Annotated in this window: 23 protein-coding genes; 18 read left to right on the plus strand and 5 right to left on the minus strand. The window is 73.8% G+C overall.

Annotated features, from left to right (window positions below; all coding sequences use genetic code 11):
* The first annotated feature begins 227 nt into the window (after positions 1-227).
* The 3 genes from ACFRAV_RS00445 (at position 228) to ACFRAV_RS00455 (ending at position 2,863) form a co-directional block, all read left to right on the plus strand.
* Positions 228-1,463, plus strand: coding sequence for an SAV2148 family HEPN domain-containing protein (locus ACFRAV_RS00445; RefSeq protein WP_382550265.1), 1,236 nt, complete (start codon positions 228-230; stop codon positions 1,461-1,463).
* A gap of 135 nt (positions 1,464-1,598) precedes the next feature.
* Complete coding sequence (locus ACFRAV_RS00450) at positions 1,599-2,309, plus strand: 3'-5' exonuclease (protein ID WP_382549958.1); 711 nt, start codon at positions 1,599-1,601, stop codon at positions 2,307-2,309.
* Complete coding sequence (locus tag ACFRAV_RS00455) at positions 2,306-2,863, plus strand: hypothetical protein (protein WP_382549960.1); 558 nt, start codon at positions 2,306-2,308, stop codon at positions 2,861-2,863. The genes ACFRAV_RS00450 and ACFRAV_RS00455 overlap by 4 nt, the downstream gene beginning before the upstream one ends.
* Positions 2,864-2,971: 108 nt before the next feature.
* Here the strand turns inward: ACFRAV_RS00455 and ACFRAV_RS00460 are convergent, their stop codons facing one another.
* Both ACFRAV_RS00460 and ACFRAV_RS00465 read right to left on the minus strand, forming a co-directional pair.
* The gene (locus ACFRAV_RS00460) at positions 2,972-3,853 is read right to left on the minus strand and encodes an aminoglycoside phosphotransferase family protein (protein ID WP_382549962.1); all 882 of its coding nucleotides are present in this window, start codon (positions 3,851-3,853) and stop codon (positions 2,972-2,974) included.
* Positions 3,854-4,156: 303 nt separating this feature from the next.
* On the minus strand, positions 4,157-5,191 hold the full coding sequence (locus ACFRAV_RS00465; RefSeq protein ID WP_382549964.1) for a M4 family metallopeptidase: 1,035 nt from the start codon (positions 5,189-5,191) through the stop codon (positions 4,157-4,159).
* A 190-nt stretch (positions 5,192-5,381) separates the two neighbouring features.
* On the opposite strand from ACFRAV_RS00465, the gene ACFRAV_RS00470 reads away from it, so the two are divergent.
* The 14 genes from ACFRAV_RS00470 (at position 5,382) to ACFRAV_RS00535 (ending at position 17,616) form a co-directional block, all read left to right on the plus strand.
* Positions 5,382-6,692: a hypothetical protein gene (locus ACFRAV_RS00470; RefSeq protein ID WP_382549966.1), complete on the plus strand. Its 1,311-nt coding sequence runs from the start codon at positions 5,382-5,384 to the stop codon at positions 6,690-6,692.
* Between the two features lie 86 nt (positions 6,693-6,778).
* Positions 6,779-7,363, plus strand: coding sequence for a GNAT family N-acetyltransferase (locus ACFRAV_RS00475; RefSeq protein WP_382549968.1), 585 nt, complete (start codon positions 6,779-6,781; stop codon positions 7,361-7,363).
* Positions 7,364-8,079: 716 nt separating this feature from the next.
* A complete protein-coding gene (locus tag ACFRAV_RS00480; protein ID WP_356135130.1) occupies positions 8,080-8,163 on the plus strand; it encodes a putative leader peptide in 84 nt (27 codons plus the stop codon).
* Between the two features lie 144 nt (positions 8,164-8,307).
* Positions 8,308-9,999, plus strand: coding sequence for a nitrite/sulfite reductase (locus tag ACFRAV_RS00485; protein WP_382549970.1), 1,692 nt, complete (start codon positions 8,308-8,310; stop codon positions 9,997-9,999).
* Positions 9,996-10,172, plus strand: a complete 177-nt coding sequence (locus tag ACFRAV_RS00490) for a hypothetical protein (RefSeq protein WP_382549972.1) — start codon at positions 9,996-9,998, stop codon at positions 10,170-10,172. The genes ACFRAV_RS00485 and ACFRAV_RS00490 overlap by 4 nt, the downstream gene beginning before the upstream one ends.
* On the plus strand, positions 10,169-10,879 hold the full coding sequence (locus ACFRAV_RS00495; protein WP_382549974.1) for a phosphoadenylyl-sulfate reductase: 711 nt from the start codon (positions 10,169-10,171) through the stop codon (positions 10,877-10,879). The genes ACFRAV_RS00490 and ACFRAV_RS00495 overlap by 4 nt, the downstream gene beginning before the upstream one ends.
* Positions 10,876-11,463, plus strand: a complete 588-nt coding sequence (cysC, locus tag ACFRAV_RS00500; protein WP_382549976.1) for an adenylyl-sulfate kinase — start codon at positions 10,876-10,878, stop codon at positions 11,461-11,463. The genes ACFRAV_RS00495 and cysC overlap by 4 nt, the downstream gene beginning before the upstream one ends.
* The gene (gene cysD / locus ACFRAV_RS00505; protein WP_382549979.1) at positions 11,460-12,395 is read left to right on the plus strand and encodes a sulfate adenylyltransferase subunit CysD; all 936 of its coding nucleotides are present in this window, start codon (positions 11,460-11,462) and stop codon (positions 12,393-12,395) included. Before cysC ends, cysD begins: the two co-directional genes overlap by 4 nt.
* Positions 12,396-12,397: 2 nt before the next feature.
* Positions 12,398-13,759 carry a sulfate adenylyltransferase subunit 1 gene (locus ACFRAV_RS00510; protein WP_382549981.1) on the plus strand — a complete coding sequence of 454 codons (1,362 nt, stop codon included), beginning with the start codon at positions 12,398-12,400 and terminating at the stop codon, positions 13,757-13,759.
* On the plus strand, positions 13,747-13,935 hold the full coding sequence (locus tag ACFRAV_RS00515; protein WP_382550279.1) for a hypothetical protein: 189 nt from the start codon (positions 13,747-13,749) through the stop codon (positions 13,933-13,935). Before ACFRAV_RS00510 ends, ACFRAV_RS00515 begins: the two co-directional genes overlap by 13 nt.
* A 47-nt stretch (positions 13,936-13,982) precedes the next feature.
* The gene (locus ACFRAV_RS00520) at positions 13,983-15,086 is read left to right on the plus strand and encodes an ABC transporter substrate-binding protein (protein WP_382549983.1); all 1,104 of its coding nucleotides are present in this window, start codon (positions 13,983-13,985) and stop codon (positions 15,084-15,086) included.
* Positions 15,087-15,153: 67 nt separating this feature from the next.
* Positions 15,154-15,945, plus strand: a complete 792-nt coding sequence (locus ACFRAV_RS00525; protein WP_382549985.1) for an ABC transporter ATP-binding protein — start codon at positions 15,154-15,156, stop codon at positions 15,943-15,945.
* On the plus strand, positions 15,932-16,837 hold the full coding sequence (locus ACFRAV_RS00530) for an ABC transporter permease (protein ID WP_382549987.1): 906 nt from the start codon (positions 15,932-15,934) through the stop codon (positions 16,835-16,837). The genes ACFRAV_RS00525 and ACFRAV_RS00530 overlap by 14 nt, the downstream gene beginning before the upstream one ends.
* 11 nt (positions 16,838-16,848) lie before the next feature.
* Positions 16,849-17,616 (plus strand): sirohydrochlorin chelatase, encoded by a 768-nt coding sequence (locus ACFRAV_RS00535; protein WP_382549989.1) that lies wholly within the window; start codon positions 16,849-16,851, stop codon positions 17,614-17,616.
* Between the two features lie 7 nt (positions 17,617-17,623).
* On the opposite strand, the gene ACFRAV_RS00540 is transcribed toward ACFRAV_RS00535, so the two are convergent.
* On the minus strand, positions 17,624-18,172 hold the full coding sequence (locus ACFRAV_RS00540; RefSeq protein WP_382549991.1) for a DUF1697 domain-containing protein: 549 nt from the start codon (positions 18,170-18,172) through the stop codon (positions 17,624-17,626).
* 65 nt (positions 18,173-18,237) lie between these two features.
* On the opposite strand from ACFRAV_RS00540, the gene ACFRAV_RS00545 reads away from it, so the two are divergent.
* Positions 18,238-18,765 (plus strand): flavoprotein, encoded by a 528-nt coding sequence (locus ACFRAV_RS00545; RefSeq protein ID WP_382549993.1) that lies wholly within the window; start codon positions 18,238-18,240, stop codon positions 18,763-18,765.
* Between the two features lie 212 nt (positions 18,766-18,977).
* Here ACFRAV_RS00545 and mgt read toward each other — a convergent pair whose 3' ends face one another.
* Together mgt and ACFRAV_RS00555 are read right to left on the minus strand one after the other, a co-directional pair.
* Complete coding sequence (gene mgt, locus ACFRAV_RS00550) at positions 18,978-20,195, minus strand: macrolide-inactivating glycosyltransferase (protein WP_382549995.1); 1,218 nt, start codon at positions 20,193-20,195, stop codon at positions 18,978-18,980.
* Positions 20,196-20,260: 65 nt separating this feature from the next.
* The gene (locus ACFRAV_RS00555) at positions 20,261-21,070 is read right to left on the minus strand and encodes an ABC transporter ATP-binding protein (RefSeq protein WP_382550267.1); all 810 of its coding nucleotides are present in this window, start codon (positions 21,068-21,070) and stop codon (positions 20,261-20,263) included.
* Between the last annotated feature and the right edge of the window lie 50 nt (positions 21,071-21,120).

Here is a 21,120-nt window from a genome sequence, read left to right on the forward strand (position 1 = left end):
CCATTCTGGGCCGGCGTCGCTCCCGAGGCCGACGAGCACCCCTCCGACCACCGCCGATGCGGTATGAAAAGACTCACTCCGTCTCCGTCGCACTGCTGGAACGGGCGTGCAGGATGCGGTAGTTGGGGAACGAGCCTGTGCATCCGGCTGCACCGCCCGCCAACCCGGAGTAATCTTTCTTGATCATTGAAGAGGACGGCTCCAGGGGAGCGGAAGGCGGTGCAGGGGTGGGCTCGGGAGGCCTGGAGTTGCCCCCTGGCGACGGCGGTCGTGAGGGAAACCCGGCAGACGCCCCGCCCGGCGCGGTGTCGCTCGCCCGGCCGATGGAGGCCGCCATCGGGCCGGAGCTCGAATGGGGCGCCGAGGCCTGGAGCGAGGTGCGCACCCGGGCCCAGCGGGCCGGCCGCGCCTACATCTGGCTGAATCTCGTCGAACAGCGGATGCGCGCGGTGGTGGCCGCGGTGCTGCGCCCCGTATACGAGCCGGTCCACGGCGAGGACTGGGTGGTCGCCGCAGCAGGGCCCGCCGGACAGGAGTGGGTGCAGCGCGCCGTCGCCGTCCGCGAGGTCAGCCGCCGCAAGGGCTACCTGCTCGACCCCGCCGACGACAACGTGCTCAGCTTCCTCACGCTGCCCCAGCTACGCGAGTTGACGGTCCAGCACTGGCCCTGCTTCGAGCCCTACTTCGACGACCGCCGCGACCTCGAACTGGCGCTGGACGAGCTCGAGGTGGCCCGCAACGTGGTCACCCGCAACCGTGCCCTGTCCGCCGCGGTCCTCTCCCAGGCCGAGCGGGCCTCCGCCCGGCTGCTGGACATGCTCGGCGCCGGCGGGGACGTGCCCTCCGCCCGGCGCCTTCCGGTCGACGCCGTCGAGGACCTGGTCGGCGACCGGTACGCCGACGTGGTCGCCGTCCACCCCGACCGGGTGCGGATGCTGCGCCACTTCCCCGCCGAGGACATCTTCGGCGGCGCGCGCCGGCTGGACGCCATCGGCATCGGCCTCAACCTGCTGGTGCAGAACTTCTCCGGGCGGCGGCTGGTCCGCCTCGCCGAGTCCGGCACCCGGGTGCGGCTGCTGTTCCTCAACCCCGCCTCAAGCGCTGTCCGCCGGCGCGAGCGCGAACTCGGCATCAAGCGCGGCGAGCTGGCCCGCGCGGTCGAGATGAACATCCTCCACATGCGCCGGGTGCGCTCCCGGCTGCGGGACCCCGGCGCCTTCGAGATCCAGGTCTACGACGAGACGCCCCGCTTCACGGCCTACCTGGTCGACGGGGACGGCGCCGACGGCGTCGCGGTCGTCCAGTCGTACCTGCGGCGCACCCGGGGCATGGAGGCCCCGGTGATGCTGCTGCGCAACGGCGGCCGGGTCGTCAGGTCGGGGGAGGCGGAGGAGAGCGCCCTGTTCCCCACCTACCGCGAGGAGTTCGAGGTGGCCTGGGCGGATTCGCGCCCGGTGTCCTGATGTCCCGATATCCGCCGGGCCGATTTCGGCCGTAAGGGGGCGGGACGGGACGGAACGCGGCCCCGGCGTTGTCAGTGGCGCGTGCGAAGGTGAGGAACACCTGGGGGAACGCATCACCACGAAAGGGGGGCCGCCATGGGCTGGCACCACGCACCGCTGATCGGCTTCGACCTGGAGACCACCGGCACCGATCCGCACGAGGCCCGCATCGTCACCGCCGCCGTGCTCGAGGTCAGGGAGGGCGAGGTCGCCGGGCGCCGGGAATGGCTGGCCGATCCCGGCATGGAGATCCCCGCCGAGGCGGTTGCCGTCCACGGCATCACCAACGAGCGGGTCACGGCCTCGGGCCTGCCCGCCGACCGGGTGGCCGACGAGGTGGCGGGCGTGCTCACGGGCTACTGGCAGTCCGGCATACCCGTGGTGGTCTACAACGCCGCGTTCGACCTCACGCTGCTGTCCGCCGAACTGCGCCGCCACGGCCTGCCCTCGCTGCGCGAGCGGATGGGCGGCCAGGACCCCGCGCCGGTGATCGACCCCTACACCGTCGACCGGGAGGTCGACCGCTACCGCCGCGGCAAGCGAACCCTGGAGGCGGTCTGCGCCGAGTACGGCGTCCCGCTGGACGGCGCCCACGACGCCTCCGCCGACGCGCTGGCGGCGGCCCGCCTGGCCCGGGCGATAGCCGAGCGCCACGCCAAGGTGGCCGGCCTGGGCGTGGCCGAACTGCACCGGCAGCAGATCGGGTGGCGGGCCTCGTGGGCAGCCGGGCTGCAGGACTTCCTGCGCGCCAAGGGGGAGACGGACGCGGTGGTCGACGGGGCGTGGCCCCTGCGGGAAGCGGCGTGAGCGCCGCCGCGGCGAGCGCCGCCCAGGCAGGGGCCCCCGGTGCGCGGGACGGCGGCCGGTTCCTGGTCTGCCACGACTACGGCATGGGGCAGCTGTGGTGGTGGGTGCGGGCGCCCTCGGCCCGGGCGGTCGTGGAGGCGGTCGCCGAGGTCGAGGTGGTCGACGACCCGGACACCGCGCGGTGTGCGCGGGGCTGGAACCTCGCGGAGGTGGGGCTCACGGACCCGGACCCCAACCCGCTGACCAGCCTTCGCCGGCGGCGCGACGAGCAGCGCGGCCGGCCCGGCTTCGGGGTGCTCGCCGGGCGCGAGCGGGTGTGGCTGCGGGAGGTCTGGGACGAGGAGGGGGAACCGGTCGTGTTCCTGCTCGAGCTCGGTCCCGACGGCCGGCGGCTGCGGCAGGTCGAGATCGCCGCGGACGGCACGGGTGTGCGGACCGGGCCCAAGGACCGGCTGTTCGATCCGCCGGTGGACCTGTGGGACCCGGACCTGGCCTCCCGCCGGGCGACCCGGCAGGAGTTCGAGGCCGCCTGGGAACGGGCCCGCCAGGCGTGAACGTGCCCGCCGGGGCCGCGTCCCCGGCCCACTGAGCCCGCTGAGCCCGCTGAAGCCCGCGCCCCGGGCCCGCTGAGGCCCGCGTTCCGGGCCGGCCGGGGCCGTGCCTCAGAAGGGGTACCAGCGGACCGTCGGGTCGCCGTCGCGCAGCGAGGCAACCCGGCGCTCGAACTCGGCCAGGGCCTTCGGATTGGTGGGCGCGTGCTGGGCGACCCAGGCGCAGCTCGCGGTCTCCCGGGCCCCGCGCAGGACCGCGCAGCCCTCCCACTCCCGCACGTCCCAGCCGTACGCGGTGGAGAAGGCGTCGTACGCCTCGCCGGGCAGGCCGTAGCGGTCGTGGGAGAGGGCCATGACCACCAGGTCGTGCTCACGCAGGTCGTGGGAGAAGGTCTCCAGGTCCATCAGGACCGGGCCGTCCGGGCCGATCAGGACGTTGCGGGGGAGCGCGTCGCCGTGGATCGTCCCCGGCTCCAGGTGCGGGGTGAGCGCGGCGGCCTCGGCGGCGAAGCCGTCCCGGCGGGCGCGGAGGTAGGCGGCGTCCCCGGGGTCGATCGCGTCGCCGGCCAGCGTGAGCCAGCGCTCGACACCGCCGAGCAGCTCACGGCGGGGGAGCGGGAGAGGCGGGGCGGGCAGGGCGTGCACCACCCGCAGCAGCTCCGCCAGGTCCCGGGCCCCGGCCGGGCGGACCGGGTCGGGCAGGCGGTGCCAGAGGGTCAGCGGGTGACCGTCGACCAGCTCGGGCTCCCCGGCGGCGCGCGCCGCCGGCACCCCCTGCTCCTCCAGCCAGCGCGCGACGGCCACCTCGTGGCGGGCGCGGTCCAGCAGCTCGGAGGTCCGGGCGATCTTGGCGACGAGGCCGCCGCAGGCGAACACGGCGTTGTCGCCGAACGACAGCAGCGGCGCCGCCCCGGCGTCGATGCCACGGAGCTCCGGGTGCGACTGCGTGGCGGCGGCGGTGGCCAGGACGGCGCGGGCCGTTGCCTCGTCCATGAGGGTCCTTCTGACGTGCGGATGACGTGCGGATGACGTGCGGACCGTGCGGATCCGGTCCGCTCTGGTCCGGTTCCAGTCTCCCACCGCACCGCTCGACGGCGTCGGGGGCGCCCCCTTCGCGGGCTCGGACAGGAGCCCTCGGCAGCCGGCGGTAGCAGGACAAGGAGTCGTCACCCGCACGAAGGAAGGGCGCCGGCAGACCGTGCGTGACGAGTGTCCGGCGGTGCCCGACCTCCGCCCCACCGCGATGCGGAGGAGGTCGGGCACCGGACCGGCGTTCAGGCCGCCGCGCGGCGGGCGTCAGACGCCCGGGATCGCGCGCGCCCGGAAGGCCGCGCGGACCGCGTCGGCCGCCTTCGCGCCGTACATCTCCTCCGCCGTGGCGACGGTCGCCCGCGCCGCGTCGCTGAAGCTGGTGTCCGGGGCGAAGTCGAACTGGGCGTTCACGATGATCCGGTCGGCCGTGCGGGCGCCGAGGGCCCCGCGGATGTCGAACAGGGCGCGGGACCAGATCTGGCCGTCCGCGTGGACCTCGCCCACCCGGTCCGCGTAGGTCCTGGACCCGTCGACCCGTCGCAGGCAGTGCGGGGTCCCCGAGTACGGCACCGAGTCCCAGTCCGCGACGCAGGCCAGGTCGGCGTCGCGCGTCCACCCGTACCGACGGACCGCGTGGTCGCCCACGGTCACCGCGAGGTAGTCGCCGAAGGCCTCGCCGATCGCCCCGGCCTCCACCGAGGTGCCGTATCCCGGCACCTGCGCGTGGTGTACCGCGTGCCCGTACTCGTGGACGATCACCTCCGCGTCCTCGGCGTCGTCCACCCCGCCCTTGCCGAGGCGTATCTCCGCCTTCTTGTCGGTGAAGTAGGAGTTGTCCGCGCCCCACTGGTTCAGCCGGACCGGCTGGGCCCGGTCGTTGACGCCCGGCAGTTCGCTGCCGAAGCCGAGGCCCTGCAGGTACTCCTGCGCCTCGTTGATCCAGAAGTACGCCATCACCTGCTCGAACTCGTCGTCGTGCCGGTCGTAGGCGCCCGCTCGCGCGACGTCGGCCGGTGATCCGGTCTCGGAGCGGACGGTCACCCACCGGCCGGAGAGCCGGCCGCTGCCGTCGAGGTTGCGCAGCGTCGCCAGGGCGTAGGCGGACTCCGGCACGGCGGACGCGGCGTCCTTGGCGTCCACCAGGGTCTGGTCGCCGGTGGCCTGCACCGGGTTGACCATGAAGACCCGCCCGGCCGGGGCGCCCTCCGCCGCGACGACCGGTCCGGCGGTGGCCAGAGTGGCCAGCGCCGCCACGGCGACGGCCGCTGCGGTGGCGCGGCGAGGAGTGTGACGGATCATGTGTGGATCCTCCGGTGTCCGTGGGTAAGGAACGGGGGGTGGGTGGCGGCGATCCTTCCCCATCCACCAGGGTGTTGACCAGGCTCGGCTTCAACTGCCGTACCATCCACGGACAACTCCTCATGACCGGCGGTGGACACAACTCCGTTGCCGCGGAACAGTGTTACGGCGAGGACACAGGAGGAACCCGATGGCACGGGGCAGGCACCGCAGACGCAGAAGGGGTGTCGCGCTGCGTGCCCTGCTGGGTGGGACGGCGCTGGCCCTCACCGGAGCGGCGACCGTCATCAGCGTGTCGCAGGCGACCGACGACACCCCGGGCGGCCTGCAGCGACTCCCCGCCGCCACCGGGCCCGTGCTCCGCGAGGAGGCCGTTCCGTGGCCCCGGCTCGACGCCCTCGCCGACCGGCTGGGCGGCGCCGTCCCGCTGCGCACGGTGCTGCGCGAGGCCGAGCACCCGATGCCGGGCGGCGACGACTGCGCGGACGAGGGGTCCCTGCCCGCGGAACCGGAGGCGGTGCGCTCCTACTGCTGGGAGAAGACCGACGCGCGGGACGAGGACTGGGCCCCGGTGTCGGTGGCCGCGCCCGCCGACTCCGACCGGCGGTGGGGCGAGGATCCGGTGATCGTGTCCGCCTGGACGCGGACCGGCGACGCGGACGGGCCCGGATCCGCGCGGGTGGCCTTCGTCGACGCGGGCGACCCCGACCGGCTCACCTACACCTGGGGGCTGCTCGCCCTGCCCACCCCGCAGGCCGGGGACGGGCCGGGGGAGGGGTACCGGGCGCTCGGCGCCGAACTGCGCGGCATCGTCTGGTACCAGGACAAGCTGCTGGCCACCGTGGGCGGGCCCGGCGGCGGCGAGACCCTGCACGTCTTCTCCCTGGACCGGGTGCACCGGGCGGAGGGCACGCGGGCGGACGACGGGAGCCGGTTCGTCCTGCCGGCCGTCGCCTCGTACCGCCTGCGCGGCGCCGGGTGTTCCGAGGGGGACGACGGCTCCGCCTGTCTCGGCGCGCTCTCGGTGGACCGCTCCACCTCCCCCGACACCCTGGTCGCCGCCGAGCGGCGGGACGAGGGGCCGTCGCGGCTGTGGCGCTACACCTTCAGCGGCTACCAGGGCCGGGAGGGCCTGCTCTCCGTGGACGACAGCGGCTTCGCGCGGCCGGTGGAGAGCTACCGGACGGAGGCGACCGGCATCCGGGGCGTGGTGGCGCACCGGCCCGAGGGCGCCGTCGAGGACCGGTGGTACCTGGCGGCCGACCCCCGCGAGGCCCGGGGCGGCCGCGGGGCGCTGTGGGCGCAGTCGGCGGGGGAGCGGACCGCCCGCGCGGCGCGGTGCGGCGACTACGACCTCCCGTTCTGCTGGGCCGCGGGAGCGCGCGGGCTGGCGTACCGATCGGGCACCGGTGAGCTCTGGGGGGTCGCGGACGCGGCGGGGGACGGGGAGCGGACCCTGTTCGCCGTGCCGCTGCGCGCGGTCGACGCCTCGCTGGAGTGACGCGGCCGGAGCCGGCCCGACGGGTGAGGTGTGAGGTGACCGGCGGTTTCTCGACAGAGTCCCCGCCCGGATGATTGTCTGACCGCATGAGCAGCACGACCACCACCACCACGGTCACCACCTGGTCCCTCGAGCAGACCTCCGCCGCCGACCTGCGTCCGGCCGCCGTGCCGGAGGGCGACGTCCGCGTGGTCCGGGCCGAGGTGCCCTCGCCGGAGTTCAGCCGGTTCCTGTACGCCTCGGTGGGCGGCGACATCACCTGGATCGACCGGCTCGGCTGGTCCCACGCCCGGTGGCGGGAGCACCTGGAGCGGCCCGGCGTGGAGACCTGGGTGGCGTACGACCGGGGCACGCCCGCCGGGTACGTGGAGCTGGAGGCGCAGGACGAGGGCGTGGTGGAGATCGTGTACTTCGGCCTGCTGCCGGACTTCCGGGGCCGGCGGATCGGCGGGCACCTGCTCTCCGAGGGCGTCGCCCGCGCCTGGGACCTGGCCGGCCGCCGGCCGGAGCGCACGCCGACCACGCGGGTCTGGCTGCACACCTGCAGCCTGGACGGCGAGCATGCCATGGACAACTACCTGCGCCGCGGGTTCCGCCTCTTCCGCACCGAGACCGCCGAGGAGAACGTCCCCGCCGCCCCCGGCCCCTGGCCCGGCGCGTTCCCGGCCTGACCCCGCGTCCGGGCGACCCCGCCACCAGGCCGCCCGGGCCACCCGGCCCGCATGCCCCGCCGCGACGTGATCGGCGGCAGCCCGCACGCCACCGGGACGCCCGCCCCCGCCCTCGGCCCCCGTGCCCTCGGCGCCCCCGCCCCTGTGCCCGTGCTCTCAGCGCCCCCGCCCTTGGTACCCGGGCTCTCGGCGCCCCCGCCCTTGGTACCCGGGCTCTCGGCGCCCTCGCCCTCGGTGCCCGGGCTCTCGGCACCTGCGTTCTCGGCGCCCCCGCCCTTGGTGCCCGTGCCCTTGGCGCCCCCCGCTCCCGGTGCCCGGGCTTTTGGCACTTGCGCTCTCGGCACCCGTGCCCTCGGCGCCCCCGCTCTCGGGGCCCCGCCCTCGGTGCCCGGGTCCTCGGCACCTGCGCTCTCGGCACCCGCGCCCCTGGCGCCCCACGCGCCCACCGCCCCCGCGACCCGAGCCGGACGGTTCCCCCTGCTTCGTCCCGCTCGCCCCGCCGGCCCCACCCGGCGCACGCGCCTCACGCCCCCCGCGGCCCTTCACCTGCCTCAGGACCTCTCTCTCCAACGGCTCTCCCGGACACCACTGACCAGGGCGTACACCGCTGACGTGCGCCGATGTCCATGACACAGCGATATCGCATGGCGAGACGCAAGTGTCCGGATCATGGACGACAGTGGACGCTCGCCAGGACCCCGTGCCACGCTTCCGCCATGTTCGGAACTGGAATCGCCCTGGTGAGTCGACGACACGTCGACCTCGGTCGCATGTCCAGCGCCATCTGTCCGGCCTGCTGACGAGACCTCAGCCGCCCGACAGCCCCCGCGTCACCCCTCCCTCCTCGTTCCGCGCCCGACGCCGCCGCGGGACGTCTCCTTGTCCCTGCGCTCATCCGCCCAGGTCAGAGCCGTATGCCCGTCTGTCCCGAAGGACTGTGAACCATGGCAGCCACGCCCGAGAATCCCGCCGCCTCCCGCCGCAAGGTGAGCCGACACCGCGGCGAGGGTCAGTGGGCCGCCGGACACTTCACCCCGCTCAACGGGAACGAGCAGTTCAAGAAGGACGACGACGGTCTCAATGTGCGGACACGCATTGAGACGATCTACTCCAAGCGCGGTTTCGACTCGATCGACCCCAACGACCTCCGGGGCCGCATGCGTTGGTGGGGTCTGTACACCCAGCGCCGCCCCGGGATCGACGGCGGCAAGACCGCGATCCTGGAGCCGGAGGAGCTGGACGACAGCTACTTCATGCTCCGCGTCCGCATCGACGGCGGCCGTCTCACCACCGAGCAGCTGCGCGTCATCGGGGAGATCTCCCAGGAGTTCGCCCGCGGCACCGCGGACATCACCGACCGGCAGAACATCCAGCTGCACTGGATCCGCATCGAGGACGTCCCCGAGATCTGGAACCGCCTGGAGGCGGTGGGCCTGTCCACCACCGAGGCCTGCGGCGACACCCCGCGCGCCTTCCTCGGCTCCCCGGTGGCCGGCATCGCCGAGGACGAGATCATCGACGGCACCCCCGCCCTGGAGGAGGCCCACCGCCGCGTCGTCGGCAACCCCGCCTACTCCAACCTGCCGCGCAAGTTCAAGACCGCGATCTCCGGCTCCCCGCTCCTGGACGTGGCGCACGAGATCAACGACATCGCCTTCGTCGGCGTGCGCCACCCGGAGCTCGGCCCCGGCTTCGACCTCTGGGTCGGCGGCGGCCTCTCCACCAACCCCAAGCTCGGTGTCCGGCTGGGCGCCTGGGTGCCGCTGGACGAGGTGCCGGACGTCCTCGAGGGCGTCATCTCGATCTTCCGCGACTACGGCTACCGCCGGCTGCGCAACCGCGCCCGCCTGAAGTTCCTGGTCGCCGACTGGGGCCCGGAGAAGTTCCGTCAGGTGCTCCAGGACGAGTACCTGAAGCGCGAGCTGGCCGACGGTCCGGCCCCCGCCGAGCCGGTGGAGCGCTGGCGCGACCACGTCGGCGTGCACCGGCAGAAGGACGGCCGCTACTACGTCGGCTTCGCCCCGCGCGTCGGCCGCGTGGACGGCGCCACCCTCACCAAGATCGCCGACCTGGCCGCCGCACACGGCTCCGGGCGGCTGCGCACCACGGTCGAGCAGAAGATGATCGTGCTGGACGTGGCCGAGGAGCAGGTCGCCTCGCTGACCGAGGGGCTGCGCGCGCTCGACCTCGTCGTCGAGGCATCCTCGTTCCGCCGCGGCACCATGGCCTGCACCGGCATCGAGTTCTGCAAGCTCGCCATCGTCGAGACCAAGGCGCGCGGCGCCGCGCTGATCGACGAACTCGAGCGCCGCCTGCCGGAGTTCGACGAGCCGCTGACCATCAACCTCAACGGCTGCCCCAACGCCTGCGCCCGCATCCAGGTCGCCGACATCGGGCTCAAGGGCCAGCTGGTGCTCGACGAGAGCGGACAGCAGGTGGAGGGCTACCAGGTCCACCTCGGCGGCGCCCTCGGGCTCCAGGCCGGGTTCGGCCGCAAGGTCCGCGGCCTGAAGGTCACCTCCGCCGAACTCCCCGACTACATCGAGCGGGTGCTGCGCCGCTACCTGGACCAGCGCGAGCCCGGCGAGCGGTTCGCCGCCTGGACGACCCGCGCCGCCGAGGGGGACCTGTCGTGAGCGAGCGGGCGGCCCCCTTCCACTGCCCCTACTGCGGGGACGAGGACCTCAGGCCGGGCGAGGAGGGACACGGGAGTTGGGAATGCGGGGCGTGCAACCGCGCATTCCACCTGAAGTTCCTCGGGCTGCTCGCCCGCGGATTCCAGAAGGACACGCAGCAGGAGGGGACATGACCACGGCACAGGAGCAGCGCACCGCCGAGGAGCTCAAGGCGCTCGCCGAGCGGGCGGGCCGCGAGCTCGAGGACGCCTCCGCCCTGGACGTCGTGCGCTGGGCCGTCGAGACCTTCGGCGACCGCTTCTGCGTGACCTCCTCCATGGAGGACGCGGTGGTGGCCCACCTCGCCTCCCGGGTGAAGCCCGGCGTCGACGTCGTCTTCCTCGACACCGGCTACCACTTCGAGGAGACCATCGGCACCCGGGACGCCGTCGAGGCCGTGATGAACGTCAACGTTCTCACCCTCACCCCGCGGCAGACCGTCGCCGAGCAGGACGCCGAGTACGGGCCGAAGCTGCACGACCGCGACCCCGACCTGTGCTGCGAGCTGCGCAAGGTGCGGCCGCTGGAGGAATGCCTCCAGGGCTACCAGGCCTGGGCGACCGGCCTGCGCCGCGACGAGTCCCCGACCCGGGCGAACACGCCCGTCGTCGGCTGGGACGAGAAGCGCGGCAAGGTGAAGATCTCGCCCATCGCGCGCTGGACCCAGGACGACGTCGACGCCTACGTCGCCGAGCACGGTGTGCTCACCAACCCGCTGCTGATGGACGGTTACGCCTCCGTCGGCTGCGCGCCCTGCACCCGCCGGGTGCTGGAGGGCGATGACGCCCGGGCCGGCCGCTGGGCCGGACGCGGCAAGACCGAGTGCGGGCTGCACGGATGACCGGCGGCACCCGGGCACCGGGGCAAGCGACCACCAAGGAGAACGAGCACGTGAGCGGAGCCACCGTCTGGCTGACGGGTCTGCCGAGCGCCGGCAAGACCACGATCGCCCTGGAGCTGGCCGGGCGCCTGCGCGCGGAGGGACACCGCGTGGAGGTCCTCGACGGCGACGAGATCCGCGAGTTCCTCTCGGCGGGCCTCGGCTTCAGCCGCGAGGACCGCCACACCAACGTCCAGCGCATCGGCTTCCTCGCCGAGTTGCTCTCCCGCAACGGCGTGACCACGCTCGTGCCGGTGATCGCGCCCTACGCCGACAGCCGGGACGCCGTCCGCAAGCGCCACGAGGCAGGCGGCACCCCCTACCTGGAGGTGCACGTCGCCACCCCGCTCGACGTCTGCTCGGTGCGCGACGTGAAGGGCCTGTACGCCAAGCAGGCGGCCGGCGAGATATCCGGGCTCACCGGCGTCGACGACCCGTACGAGGCGCCCGAGGCCCCGGACCTGCGGATCGAGTCGCAGGACCAGACCGTCGCCGAGTCCGCCGCCGCCGTCCACGCAGCTCTCACCGAAAGGGGCCTGGCATGACCACCGTCGCCGCACTCCGCGACACCGCCGCGGGCCAGGGCCCGCTCGGCCACCTCGACGTGCTCGAGTCCGAGGCCGTGCACATCTTCCGCGAGGTCGCGGGCGAGTTCGAACGGCCGGTGATCCTCTTCTCCGGCGGCAAGGACTCCATCGTGATGCTGCACCTGGCGCTCAAGGCCTTCGCGCCCGCGCCGGTGCCCTTCGCGCTGCTCCACGTGGACACCGGACACAACTTCCCCGAGGTCCTCGAGTACCGCGACCGTGTGGTCGCCGAACATGGGCTGCGCCTCCATGTGGCCTCGGTCCAGGACTACATCGACCGCGGTGTGCTCCGCGAACGCCCCGACGGCACCCGCAACCCGCTCCAGACGGTCCCGCTGACCGAGACCATCCAGAGCGAGAAGTTCGACGCGGTCTTCGGCGGAGGCCGCCGCGACGAGGAGAAGGCCCGCGCCAAGGAGCGCGTCTTCTCCCTGCGCGACGAGTTCTCCCAGTGGGACCCGCGCCGCCAGCGCCCCGAGCTGTGGAACCTGTACAACGGCCGGCACGCCCCCGGCGAGCACGTGCGGGTCTTCCCGCTCTCCAACTGGACCGAGCTGGACGTCTGGCAGTACATCAAGCGCGAGGCCATCGAGCTGCCGGCCATCTACTTCGCCCACGAGCGCGAGGTCTTCCAGCGCAACGGCATGTGGCTGACGGCCGGCGACTGGGGCGGCGCCAAGGACGGCGAGCCCCTCGAGTTCCGCCAGGTCCGCTACCGGACCGTCGGCGACATGTCGTGCACCGGCGCCGTCGACTCCGACGCCGCCACGCTGGACCAGGTGATCGCCGAGATCGCGGCCTCCCGTCTCACCGAGCGCGGCGCCACCCGCGCCGACGACAAGCTCTCCGAGGCAGCGATGGAAGACCGCAAGCGCGAGGGGTACTTCTAACCATGACGACCACCACCGAGCAGGCCGCACGGGCCGCCGAACCCACCACGCTGCTGCGGTTCGCCACCGCCGGATCCGTCGACGACGGCAAGTCCACCCTGGTGGGCCGGCTGCTGCACGACTCCAAGTCGGTGCTCGCCGACCAGCTCGAGGCCGTCGAGCGGGCCTCCGCGAGCCGCGGCCAGGACGCGCCCGACCTGGCGCTGCTCACCGACGGCCTCCGCGCCGAGCGTGAGCAGGGCATCACGATCGACGTGGCGTACCGTTACTTCGCCACGCCGCGGCGGCGGTTCATCCTCGCCGACACCCCCGGCCACGTGCAGTACACCCGCAACATGGTCACCGGCGCCTCCACCGCCGACCTCACGGTGATCCTGGTCGACGCCCGCAACGGCGTCGTCGAGCAGACCCGCCGGCACGCCGCCATCGCCGCCCTGCTGCGCGTCCCGCACGTCGTGCTGGCCGTCAACAAGATGGACCTGGTCGACTACGCGGAGCCGGTGTTCGCGGCCATCGCCGAGGAGTTCACCGCCTACGCCACCGAGCTGGGCGTGCCCGAGGTGACCACCGTCCCCATCTCGGCGCTGGCCGGCGACAACGTCGTCGAGCCCTCCGCCCACATGGACTGGTACGGCGGCCCCACCGTGCTCGAGCACCTGGAGACGGTGCCTGTCGTCGGCGGTGCCGAGGGCACCGTCGACACGCTCCCGGCCCGGCTGCCCGTGCAGTACGTGATCCGCCCGCAGACCGCCGAGCACCCCGACTACCGCGGCTACGCGGGCCAGATCGCGGCCGGCTCGTTCCGCGTCGGCCAGGAGGTCACCGTGCTGTCCTCCGGCCGCACCACCCGGATCTCCGGCATCGACCTGCTCGGCGTGCCGGTGGAGAGCGCCCGCGCGCCCCAGTCGGTGACCCTGCTGCTCGAGGACGACCTGGACATCTCCCGCGGCGACCTGATCGCCCCGAGCCAGGACGCTCCCGCCGCCGGCCAGGACGTCGAGGCCACCGTCTGCCACGTCGCCGACCGGCCGCTCACCGAGGGCCACCGGGTGCTGCTCAAGCACGGCGCCCGCACCGTGAAGGCCGTCGTCAAGGAGATCCCGTCCCGGCTCACCCTGGACGACCTCTCCCTGCACCCCAGGCCCGGGCAGCTCGCCGCCAACGACATCGGCCGCGTCGTCCTGCGCACCGCCGAGCCGCTGCCGCTGGACGCCTACGAGACCTCCCGCACCACCGGGGCGTTCATCCTGATCGACCCGGCCGACGGCTCCACGCTGACCGCAGGCATGGCCGGTGACTCCTTCGCCTCCGCCAAGCAGGTCACCGAGGCGGCCCGGGCGGACGAGGACGGGTGGGACTTCTGACCATGAACACCCCCGGTTTCTTCGACACGTTCGCCAAGGAGGGCGGCCGCGTCGGCAGCGGCACCCTCGGCAGCGGGCAGGGCGGAGTCGCCCGATGTGCGGGCCGCACCCGGCACGTCCGGCACCACCGACTCCGCACCGAACGAAGACCCGACCGCCTCCCGGCCCCCGCCTGACACGACGACAGGCGGTGACCGCCGGGCCACCGAGAGGACACCCTCCCGTGCCTGCCAACCGCTCCCCGTTCCGCCGGGGCCTCGCCGTGGCGGCCGTGCTGCCGCTGCTGGCGCTCGGCGCCTGCGGCTACGGCTCGCAGGCGAAGGACGACGCGTCCGACGTCGTCCCGGTGGGGGCGAAGACCGACGGCCTGGACACCGTGCGCATCGGCTACTTCGGCAACCTCACGCACGCCACCCCGCTGGTCGCCCACCGGAAGGGCTTCTTCCAGCAGGAACTCGGCGGCACCGAGGCCTCGTACCACGTCTTCGGCGCCGGCCCGTCCGCGATCGAGGCGCTCAACTCCGGCTCCGTCGACATCGCCTGGATCGGACCCTCCCCGGCGATCAACGGCTACACCAGGTCGGAGGGCAAGAACCTGCGGATCGTCGGCGGTTCCGCGTCCGGCGGCGTCAAGCTGGTGGTCGACCCGAAGCGGATCGGGTCGCTCGAGGACGTCAAGGGCAAGCGGATCGCCACCCCGCAGCTCGGCAACACCCAGGACGTGGCCTTCCTCCACTGGATCTCCGAGCAGGGCTGGACGGCCGACCCGCAGAGCGGCAAGGGCGACGTCTCCGTCGTCCGCTCCGACAACCGGGTGACCCCGGGCGCCTTCGCGTCCGGCTCGATCGACGGCGCCTGGGTGCCCGAGCCGACCGCCTCCAAGCTGGTCGCCGAGGGCGGCGAGGTGCTCCTCGACGAGAGCAGCCTGTGGCCGGACGACAAGTTCGTGATCACCAACATCGTCGTCTCGCAGACGTTCCTCGCCGAGCACCCCGAGGCCGTCGAGGCGGTGCTGCGGGCGTCCGTGAAGACCAACGCGTGGATCGACGCCCACCCCGCCGACGCCAAGCAGGCCGCCAACGCCCAGCTGGAGGAGGACTCCGGCAAGGCGCTGCCCGCCGAGATCCTCGACCCCGCGTGGAAGTCGATCCAGGTCACCGACGACCCGCTGGCCGCCACCCTCGAGACCCAGGCGGCCCACGCCGTGGACGCCGGACTGCTCGAGAGCCCGCTGCTGGACGGCATCTACGACCTGCGCCCGCTCAACGCGGTCCTGAAACAGGCGGGGAAGCCCGCCGTCGACGACGCAGGCCTCGGTGCCGGCTGACCGCGGCGGCGCCGGCGGCCGCGCCGAACGACCCCACCCACCCGTGAGCTTTCCCCAGGAGGTGACCATGGCGACCATCACCCTCGCCACGGCCGAGGACAACCGGACCGACGTCCGCAGTGCCGCGCGCATCGAGCACGTCTCCAAGTCCTTCGCCGGGCCCACCGGAACCCAGCTCGTGCTGGACGACATCACCCTCGACGTCGCCCCCGGCGAGTTCGTCACCCTCCTCGGGGCGTCCGGCTGCGGCAAGTCCACCCTGCTCAACCTGGTGGCCGGCCTCGACCGGCCCACCGCGGGCGACATCACCACCGACGGACGTCCCGCCCTGATGTTCCAGGAACACGCCCTGTTCCCCTGGCTGACCGCCGGGAAGAACATCGAACTCGCCCTGAAGCTGCGGGGGGTGGAGAAGAACCAGCGCCGCGAGCGGGCCGAGGAACTCCTCGAGCTGGTCCGGCTCAAGGGCGCCTACGACAAGCGCGTGCACGAGCTGTCCGGCGGCATGCGCCAGCGCGTCGCCCTGGCCCGCGCGCTCGCCCAGGACAGCCGGCTGCTGCTGATGGACGAGCCGTTCGCCGCGCTCGACGCCATCACCCGCGACGTGCTGCACGACGAACTCACCCGCATCTGGCGGGAGACCAACCTCTCGGTCCTCTTCGTGACCCACAACGTGCGCGAGGCGGTGCGGCTCGCCCAGCGGGTGGTGCTGCTGTCCTCCCGGCCCGGCCGGATCGCCCGCGAATGGCGCGTCGACATCCCGCACCCGCGCCGCATCGAGGACGCCGCGGTCGCGGAGCTGTCACTGGAGATCACCGAACAACTCCGTGGGGAGATCCGCCGACATGGCCAGCACTGACACCACCGCCGTCACCAGGGAAGACCGGCAGGCGGACGACACCGCCGGACTCGAGGCGGGCCTGGACGCCCTGGAGTCGGTGGAGACCGGGCGCACCTCGCTGCGGCAGACCCTGCTGCAGAAGGTCCTCCCGCCGGTCGTCGCCGTCCTGCTGGTCGTGCTCGTCTGGCAGCTCCTGGTCTCGCTGAAGATCGTCGACGACCCGACCAAGCTGCCCGCGCCCTCGGACGTGTGGGCCGAGATCGAGGAGTCCTGGCTCGAGGGCGAACTGCTCGGCTACATCTGGACCAGCGTCTCCCGCGGCCTGCTCGGCTTCCTGCTGGCGCTCGTCATCGGCACGCCGCTCGGTCTGCTCGTCGCCCGGGTGAAGTTCGTGCGCGCCGCGATCGGGCCGATCCTCTCCGGCCTCCAGTCGCTGCCCTCGGTCGCCTGGGTCCCGCCGGCCGTCATCTGGCTCGGCCTGAACAACTCGATGATGTACACGGTGATCCTGCTCGGCGCGGTGCCCTCCATCGCGAACGGACTGGTCTCCGGCGTCGACCAGGTGCCCCCGCTGTTCCTGCGGGCGGGCCGCACCCTGGGCGCCACCGGGCTGAAGGGCGCCTGGCACATCGTGATGCCGGCCGCGCTGCCCGGCTACGTGGCCGGCATGAAGCAGGGCTGGGCGTTCTCCTGGCGCTCCCTGATGGCCGCCGAGATCATCGCCTCCTCGCCCGATCTCGGCATCGGGCTGGGCCAGTTGCTGGAGAACGGCCGCAACGCCTCCTCCATGTCCCTGGTCTTCCTCGCCATCATCCTGATCCTGGTCGTCGGCATCGCCATCGACCTGCTGATCTTCAGTCCCCTGGAGCGGCGGATCCTGCGCGGCCGCGGCCTCCTCGTCAAGAACTGAACGGTCCTGCCATGCACCACGCCTCCGCCCGCCCCGTCCTGCTGGTCATGGCCCACGGCAGCCGCGACCCGCGCCACGCCGCCACCGTCCACGCCCTGGTGGAGCGGGTGCGGGAACAGCGGCCCGGCCTGCGGGTGGAGACCTCGTTCCTCGACTTCAACGTGCCCTCGGTGACCGGGGCGCTGGAGTCGCTGGCCGCCGAGGGGGTGCGCGACGTGGTCGCCCAGCCGCTGCTGCTCACCCGCGCCTTCCACGCCAAGGCCGACATCCCGGCCGTGCTTCGCCAGGCCCCGGCCCGGTTGCGGATCACCACCGCCGAGGTGCTGGGCCCCGACCCGCTGCTCCTCGCGGCGCTGGAGCGGCGGCTGCACGAGGCGGGGCTCACCCCCGCCGACAGGCCCGCCACGGGGATCGTCCTCGCGTCGGCGGGCTCCACGGACCCGGAGGCGATCGCGGTGATCGCTGAAATCGCGCGGGAGCTGCGGCACACCGGTTGGTGCGCCGTGCGACCCGCGTTCGCCTCCGCGGCATCTCCCGAGGGCTTCCCCCGCACCGAGGACGCGGTACGGGAGCTCCGCGCCGCCGGCTGCGCACGGGTGGCCGTCGCACCCTACGTCCTGGCCCCCGGCCGCCTCCCGGACCGCATCGCGGCCGGCGCCGCGTCCGCCGGGGCCGACGTCCTCGCCGACGTCCTCGGCCCGTCCCCCGAGGTGGCCCGGGTGCTCCTCGCCCGCTACGACGCGGCCCGGAGCCCTGCGCTGAGCGCGCTGGGGGCGTGACGGGGCCTCAGGGCGCCGCCGTCAGCTCGGCCAGCTTGAGGACCGTGTTCCAGTTGCGGGTGGTGGCGGTCAGGCCCTTCACCGGACGGGGCCTGGACAGCTGGACGGCGAGCTTGGAGCGGCCCATGCCGTCCGGGAGGTACAGGTAGACGGCCCGGTCGCCGAGGCGGAACTCCTCCGGGAGGAACGCCTCGCGGTCCACCTCCGCGTACCGGTCCTCCTCCACCGCCCGGTCGAGGAAGGTGACGTGCAACTGCTTCCCCTCCAACTCGGCGGCGGGAAAAGGGCAGTCGGCGACGACGCCGGCCAGGTAGGCGTGGTCGCGGACCAGCACCTCGCAGGCGTAGGCGAACCGCTTCTCCAGCGCGGCGCCCAGCTCCGCGGCCAGCGCCTCCTCGTCGCCGCCCGCGGCGGTGAACACCGCCTGACCGCTCTGCAGGTACGTCCGCACGTCCTCGTGCCCGAGCTCCTCGAGCACGGCCCGCAGTTCGGCCATCGGCATCTTCCGGCCGCCCCCCACGTTGACCCCGCGCAGCAGGGCCGCATACCTCGTCATGACGTCACCCTACGGCGGGACCCGTGCGCTTGCGGGGAGTCGGCGGCCCGGTGTGGACTGCGCGGGTGACGACGACGAGGACGCTGTACGTGATCGGCTGCGCCGCGCCGCCGCTGGACCGGCTGGACGTGGGGGTGCGCCTCGCCCAGGACGCCGGCTGGCGGGTGTGCGTGCTGCTGACGCCCGCCGCCCGCCGGTGGGTGGGGGACCCGGAGGAGCTGCGGGAGCGCACGGGCGCGCAGGTGCGCTGGGAGTACGGGACCGGGGCGGACGACGCCCTGCCCGCGCCGGACGCCCTGCTCGCCGCCCCGCTCACCGTCAACTCGCTGGCCCGCTGGGCCTGCGCGATGTGCGACAGCCGGGCCCTGCTCGCGCTCACCGAAGGGCTCGGCCGCGGACTGCCGACCCTGGCGCTGCCGTACTTCAACGAGGCCCTCGCGGCCCACCCCGCCGTCGCCCGGCACGTGGCGTTCCTGCGGGAGGCGGGGGTGCGGGTGCTCCTGGGCGAGGGCGGTTTCGTGCCGCATCCGCCGCGCGAGGACGACGTGGCCGCCTACCCGTGGCAGGCGGCCGTCGACGCGCTCCCACGCTGACCGCCCCGCGGCGGACGTCTCACGCCTCGGAGGGCCTGCTACGCCCCGGAGGGCCTTCCACGCCTCGGAGCCGGCCGACGCCCCGGCGGACGGCCGATGCGATGACGGACGGCCGAAGCTTGCCTCGGTTGGGGGGCAAGGCCTTGGCGGGCGGGCCGTCGGGCGGTGCGGCCTCGGTGAGGGCTCCTCGCTTTCCGGGCCGCGCCGCACGATCAGACGGAGAGACCCTCGCCGCCGGGCAGCTCCGCCTCGATCAGGTCGGCGGCGCGCCGGGTGCCGCCCTCCTCGGCCATCTCCGCGCGGATCGTGGACAGGCGGGCGGCCACCTCGGGGTCGTCGACCAGGGCGAGGGCCGCCGCGCGCAGTGAATCGGCGGTGGCCTCCTCCGCGGGGAGATGCCGTGCGACGCCGAGGCCCGCGAGGGCGTCCGCGTTCATGAACTGGTCCGCCGCCTGCGGGACCGCGACCATCGGGGTCGCGCTCGCCAGGCCCTCCTGGCTGCCGCCCGCGCCCGCGTGGGTGACGAACAGGTCGGCCTTCGCGAGGATCGCGCGCTGCGGCACCCAGTCGTGGACCTCCACGGTGGGCGGCACGGCCCCGAGTTCCGCGGGGTCGACGTGCCTGCCGACCTGCAGCACCGTGTGCCAGCCGGGCAGGTCGCCGAACGCCTTCACGCACTCCCGGTAGAAGTCGGGCCGCTTGGTGAACGCGGACCCGAGCGACACCAGGACCACCTTCCCGGCCCCGGCCGGACGCTCCCAGCCGCCCTGCGCCGCCGCCTCGTCCTGGCAGGCGCCGACGAAGGTGTACACGTCCTCGTTCACCCGGTCGGCGTTGGGCTGCAGGGCCTTGGGGATGAGGACCAGGGCGCGGTCGGGGCGTCCACCGAAGGTGTCCGGGTCCAGCGGCACGCCGTGGTCGTCCAGCCACTTCTGGAACCGGGCGTAGTAGGCCCGCCCGCGCGGCGTCCTCCGCGGCTGCTCCCACATCGGCTCGCCCACCTCCTTCTCGTACCCCTCCCAGGCGACCATGGCGGGGGAGAGGCAGACCGCGGGCACGCCCCAGCGGTGGGCGAGGACGCGGGCCGGGTAGGCCGCGATGTCGTACAGCACCAGGTCGGGCCGGTCGCCCTCGTAGGCGGCCTCGAGCTGCGGGAGCGCCTGGATCGCGTCGTCGAGGAAGGGCTCGACATTGTCCAGCAGGGTCGCACCCCAGGCCTCCGGCGGGTCCTCGGGGGAGGGCAGGGTGGAGTTCCACGGCTTGACCTCCGCGCCCGTGACGGCGACCTTCTCCGCGAAGAGCGGAGGGACGGCGTAGGTGACGCGATGCCCGCGCCGCACCAGCTCCCGGATCACCTCCAGGCTCGGGTTCACGTGCCCGTGGGCGGCGATGGAGAACATGGCGACGTGCGCGGGGCGGGAGGCGGTCATGCCCCGAACCTAACCGGGCCGGGTGCGCAGTTCACCCCGTTTTCGGGAGCTGACGACCCGCCGGGTCAGAGCCGGTCGGCCGGGACGCGGGCCGCGGGGACGACCACCGGGGAGCCGTCGCCCGGGGCGGTGAGGATGTCGGCGTCGACGCCGTAGAGCTCCTTCACCAGGGCGGCGGTGACGACCTCGCGGGGCGCCCCCTCGGCGACGACCCTGCCGTCCTTCATGGCGACCACCGTGTCGGCGTACCGCGCGGCCAGCGCGAGGTCGTGGAGGACCATCACCACCGTGCGCCCGGCGGCGGCGACCTCGCGGACCAGTTCCAGGACGTCCACCGCGTGGCCGAGGTCGAGGGCGGAGGTCGGCTCGTCGAGGAGCACCACCGGGGTCTCCTGGGCCAGCACCACCGCCAGCCAGCAGCGCTGCCGCTGGCCGCCGGAGAGGCGGTCCACCCGGCGGCCGGCCAGCTCCAGGGTGCCGGTGGCCTCCAGGGCGGCGCGCACCGCGGCCTCGTCCTCGCGGGACCACTGGCGCAGCAGCCCCTGGTGCGGGTGACGGCCGTAGCGCACCAGCCCGGCCACGGTGACCGCCTCGGGCGCGGTGGGCGCCTGCGGCAGCAGGCCGATGCGGCGGGCGGCGGTGCGGCGCTTCAGCTTCCGCACGTCCTCCTCGCCCACCCGCACGGTGCCGGTCTCGGGGTCGTGCAGTCTGGCCATGGAGCGCAACAGGGTCGACTTGCCGCAGCCGTTGGGGCCGACGATCGCGACGACGTTCCCGGCGGGCACCGACAGGTCGACGCCGTCGACCACACGCCGGCCGCCGTACCCGGCGACCAGGCCCTGGACCTCCAGGCGGAGGCCCTCGGCGGAGCTCATGGGGCTCAAGACGGATGTTCCTCTCAGGGGTTCTGGCACGACACGGGGCG

It is taken from the genome of Streptomyces sp. NPDC056600 (assembly GCF_042792855.1).
Classification (GTDB): Bacteria; Actinomycetota; Actinomycetes; order Streptomycetales; family Streptomycetaceae; genus Streptomyces.

Excerpts from the sequence above, each read along its gene's own strand:
- ACFRAV_RS00450 (WP_382549958.1), top strand. The coding sequence starts at position 1,599 with ATGGGCTGGCACCACGCACCGCTGATCGGCTTCGACCTGGAGACCACC.
- ACFRAV_RS00460 (WP_382549962.1), bottom strand. The coding sequence starts at position 3,853 with ATGGACGAGGCAACGGCCCGCGCCGTCCTGGCCACCGCCGCCGCCACG.
- ACFRAV_RS00465 (WP_382549964.1), bottom strand. The coding sequence starts at position 5,191 with ATGATCCGTCACACTCCTCGCCGCGCCACCGCAGCGGCCGTCGCCGTG.
- ACFRAV_RS00470 (WP_382549966.1), top strand. The coding sequence starts at position 5,382 with ATGGCACGGGGCAGGCACCGCAGACGCAGAAGGGGTGTCGCGCTGCGT.
- ACFRAV_RS00475 (WP_382549968.1), top strand. The coding sequence starts at position 6,779 with ATGAGCAGCACGACCACCACCACCACGGTCACCACCTGGTCCCTCGAG.
- ACFRAV_RS00480 (WP_356135130.1), top strand. The coding sequence starts at position 8,080 with ATGTTCGGAACTGGAATCGCCCTGGTGAGTCGACGACACGTCGACCTC.
- ACFRAV_RS00485 (WP_382549970.1), top strand. The coding sequence starts at position 8,308 with ATGGCAGCCACGCCCGAGAATCCCGCCGCCTCCCGCCGCAAGGTGAGC.
- ACFRAV_RS00495 (WP_382549974.1), top strand. The coding sequence starts at position 10,169 with ATGACCACGGCACAGGAGCAGCGCACCGCCGAGGAGCTCAAGGCGCTC.
- cysC (WP_382549976.1), top strand. The coding sequence starts at position 10,876 with ATGACCGGCGGCACCCGGGCACCGGGGCAAGCGACCACCAAGGAGAAC.
- cysD (WP_382549979.1), top strand. The coding sequence starts at position 11,460 with ATGACCACCGTCGCCGCACTCCGCGACACCGCCGCGGGCCAGGGCCCG.
- ACFRAV_RS00510 (WP_382549981.1), top strand. The coding sequence starts at position 12,398 with ATGACGACCACCACCGAGCAGGCCGCACGGGCCGCCGAACCCACCACG.
- ACFRAV_RS00525 (WP_382549985.1), top strand. The coding sequence starts at position 15,154 with ATGGCGACCATCACCCTCGCCACGGCCGAGGACAACCGGACCGACGTC.
- ACFRAV_RS00530 (WP_382549987.1), top strand. The coding sequence starts at position 15,932 with ATGGCCAGCACTGACACCACCGCCGTCACCAGGGAAGACCGGCAGGCG.
- ACFRAV_RS00535 (WP_382549989.1), top strand. The coding sequence starts at position 16,849 with ATGCACCACGCCTCCGCCCGCCCCGTCCTGCTGGTCATGGCCCACGGC.
- ACFRAV_RS00540 (WP_382549991.1), bottom strand. The coding sequence starts at position 18,172 with ATGACGAGGTATGCGGCCCTGCTGCGCGGGGTCAACGTGGGGGGCGGC.
- mgt (WP_382549995.1), bottom strand. The coding sequence starts at position 20,195 with ATGACCGCCTCCCGCCCCGCGCACGTCGCCATGTTCTCCATCGCCGCC.
- ACFRAV_RS00555 (WP_382550267.1), bottom strand. The coding sequence starts at position 21,070 with ATGAGCTCCGCCGAGGGCCTCCGCCTGGAGGTCCAGGGCCTGGTCGCC.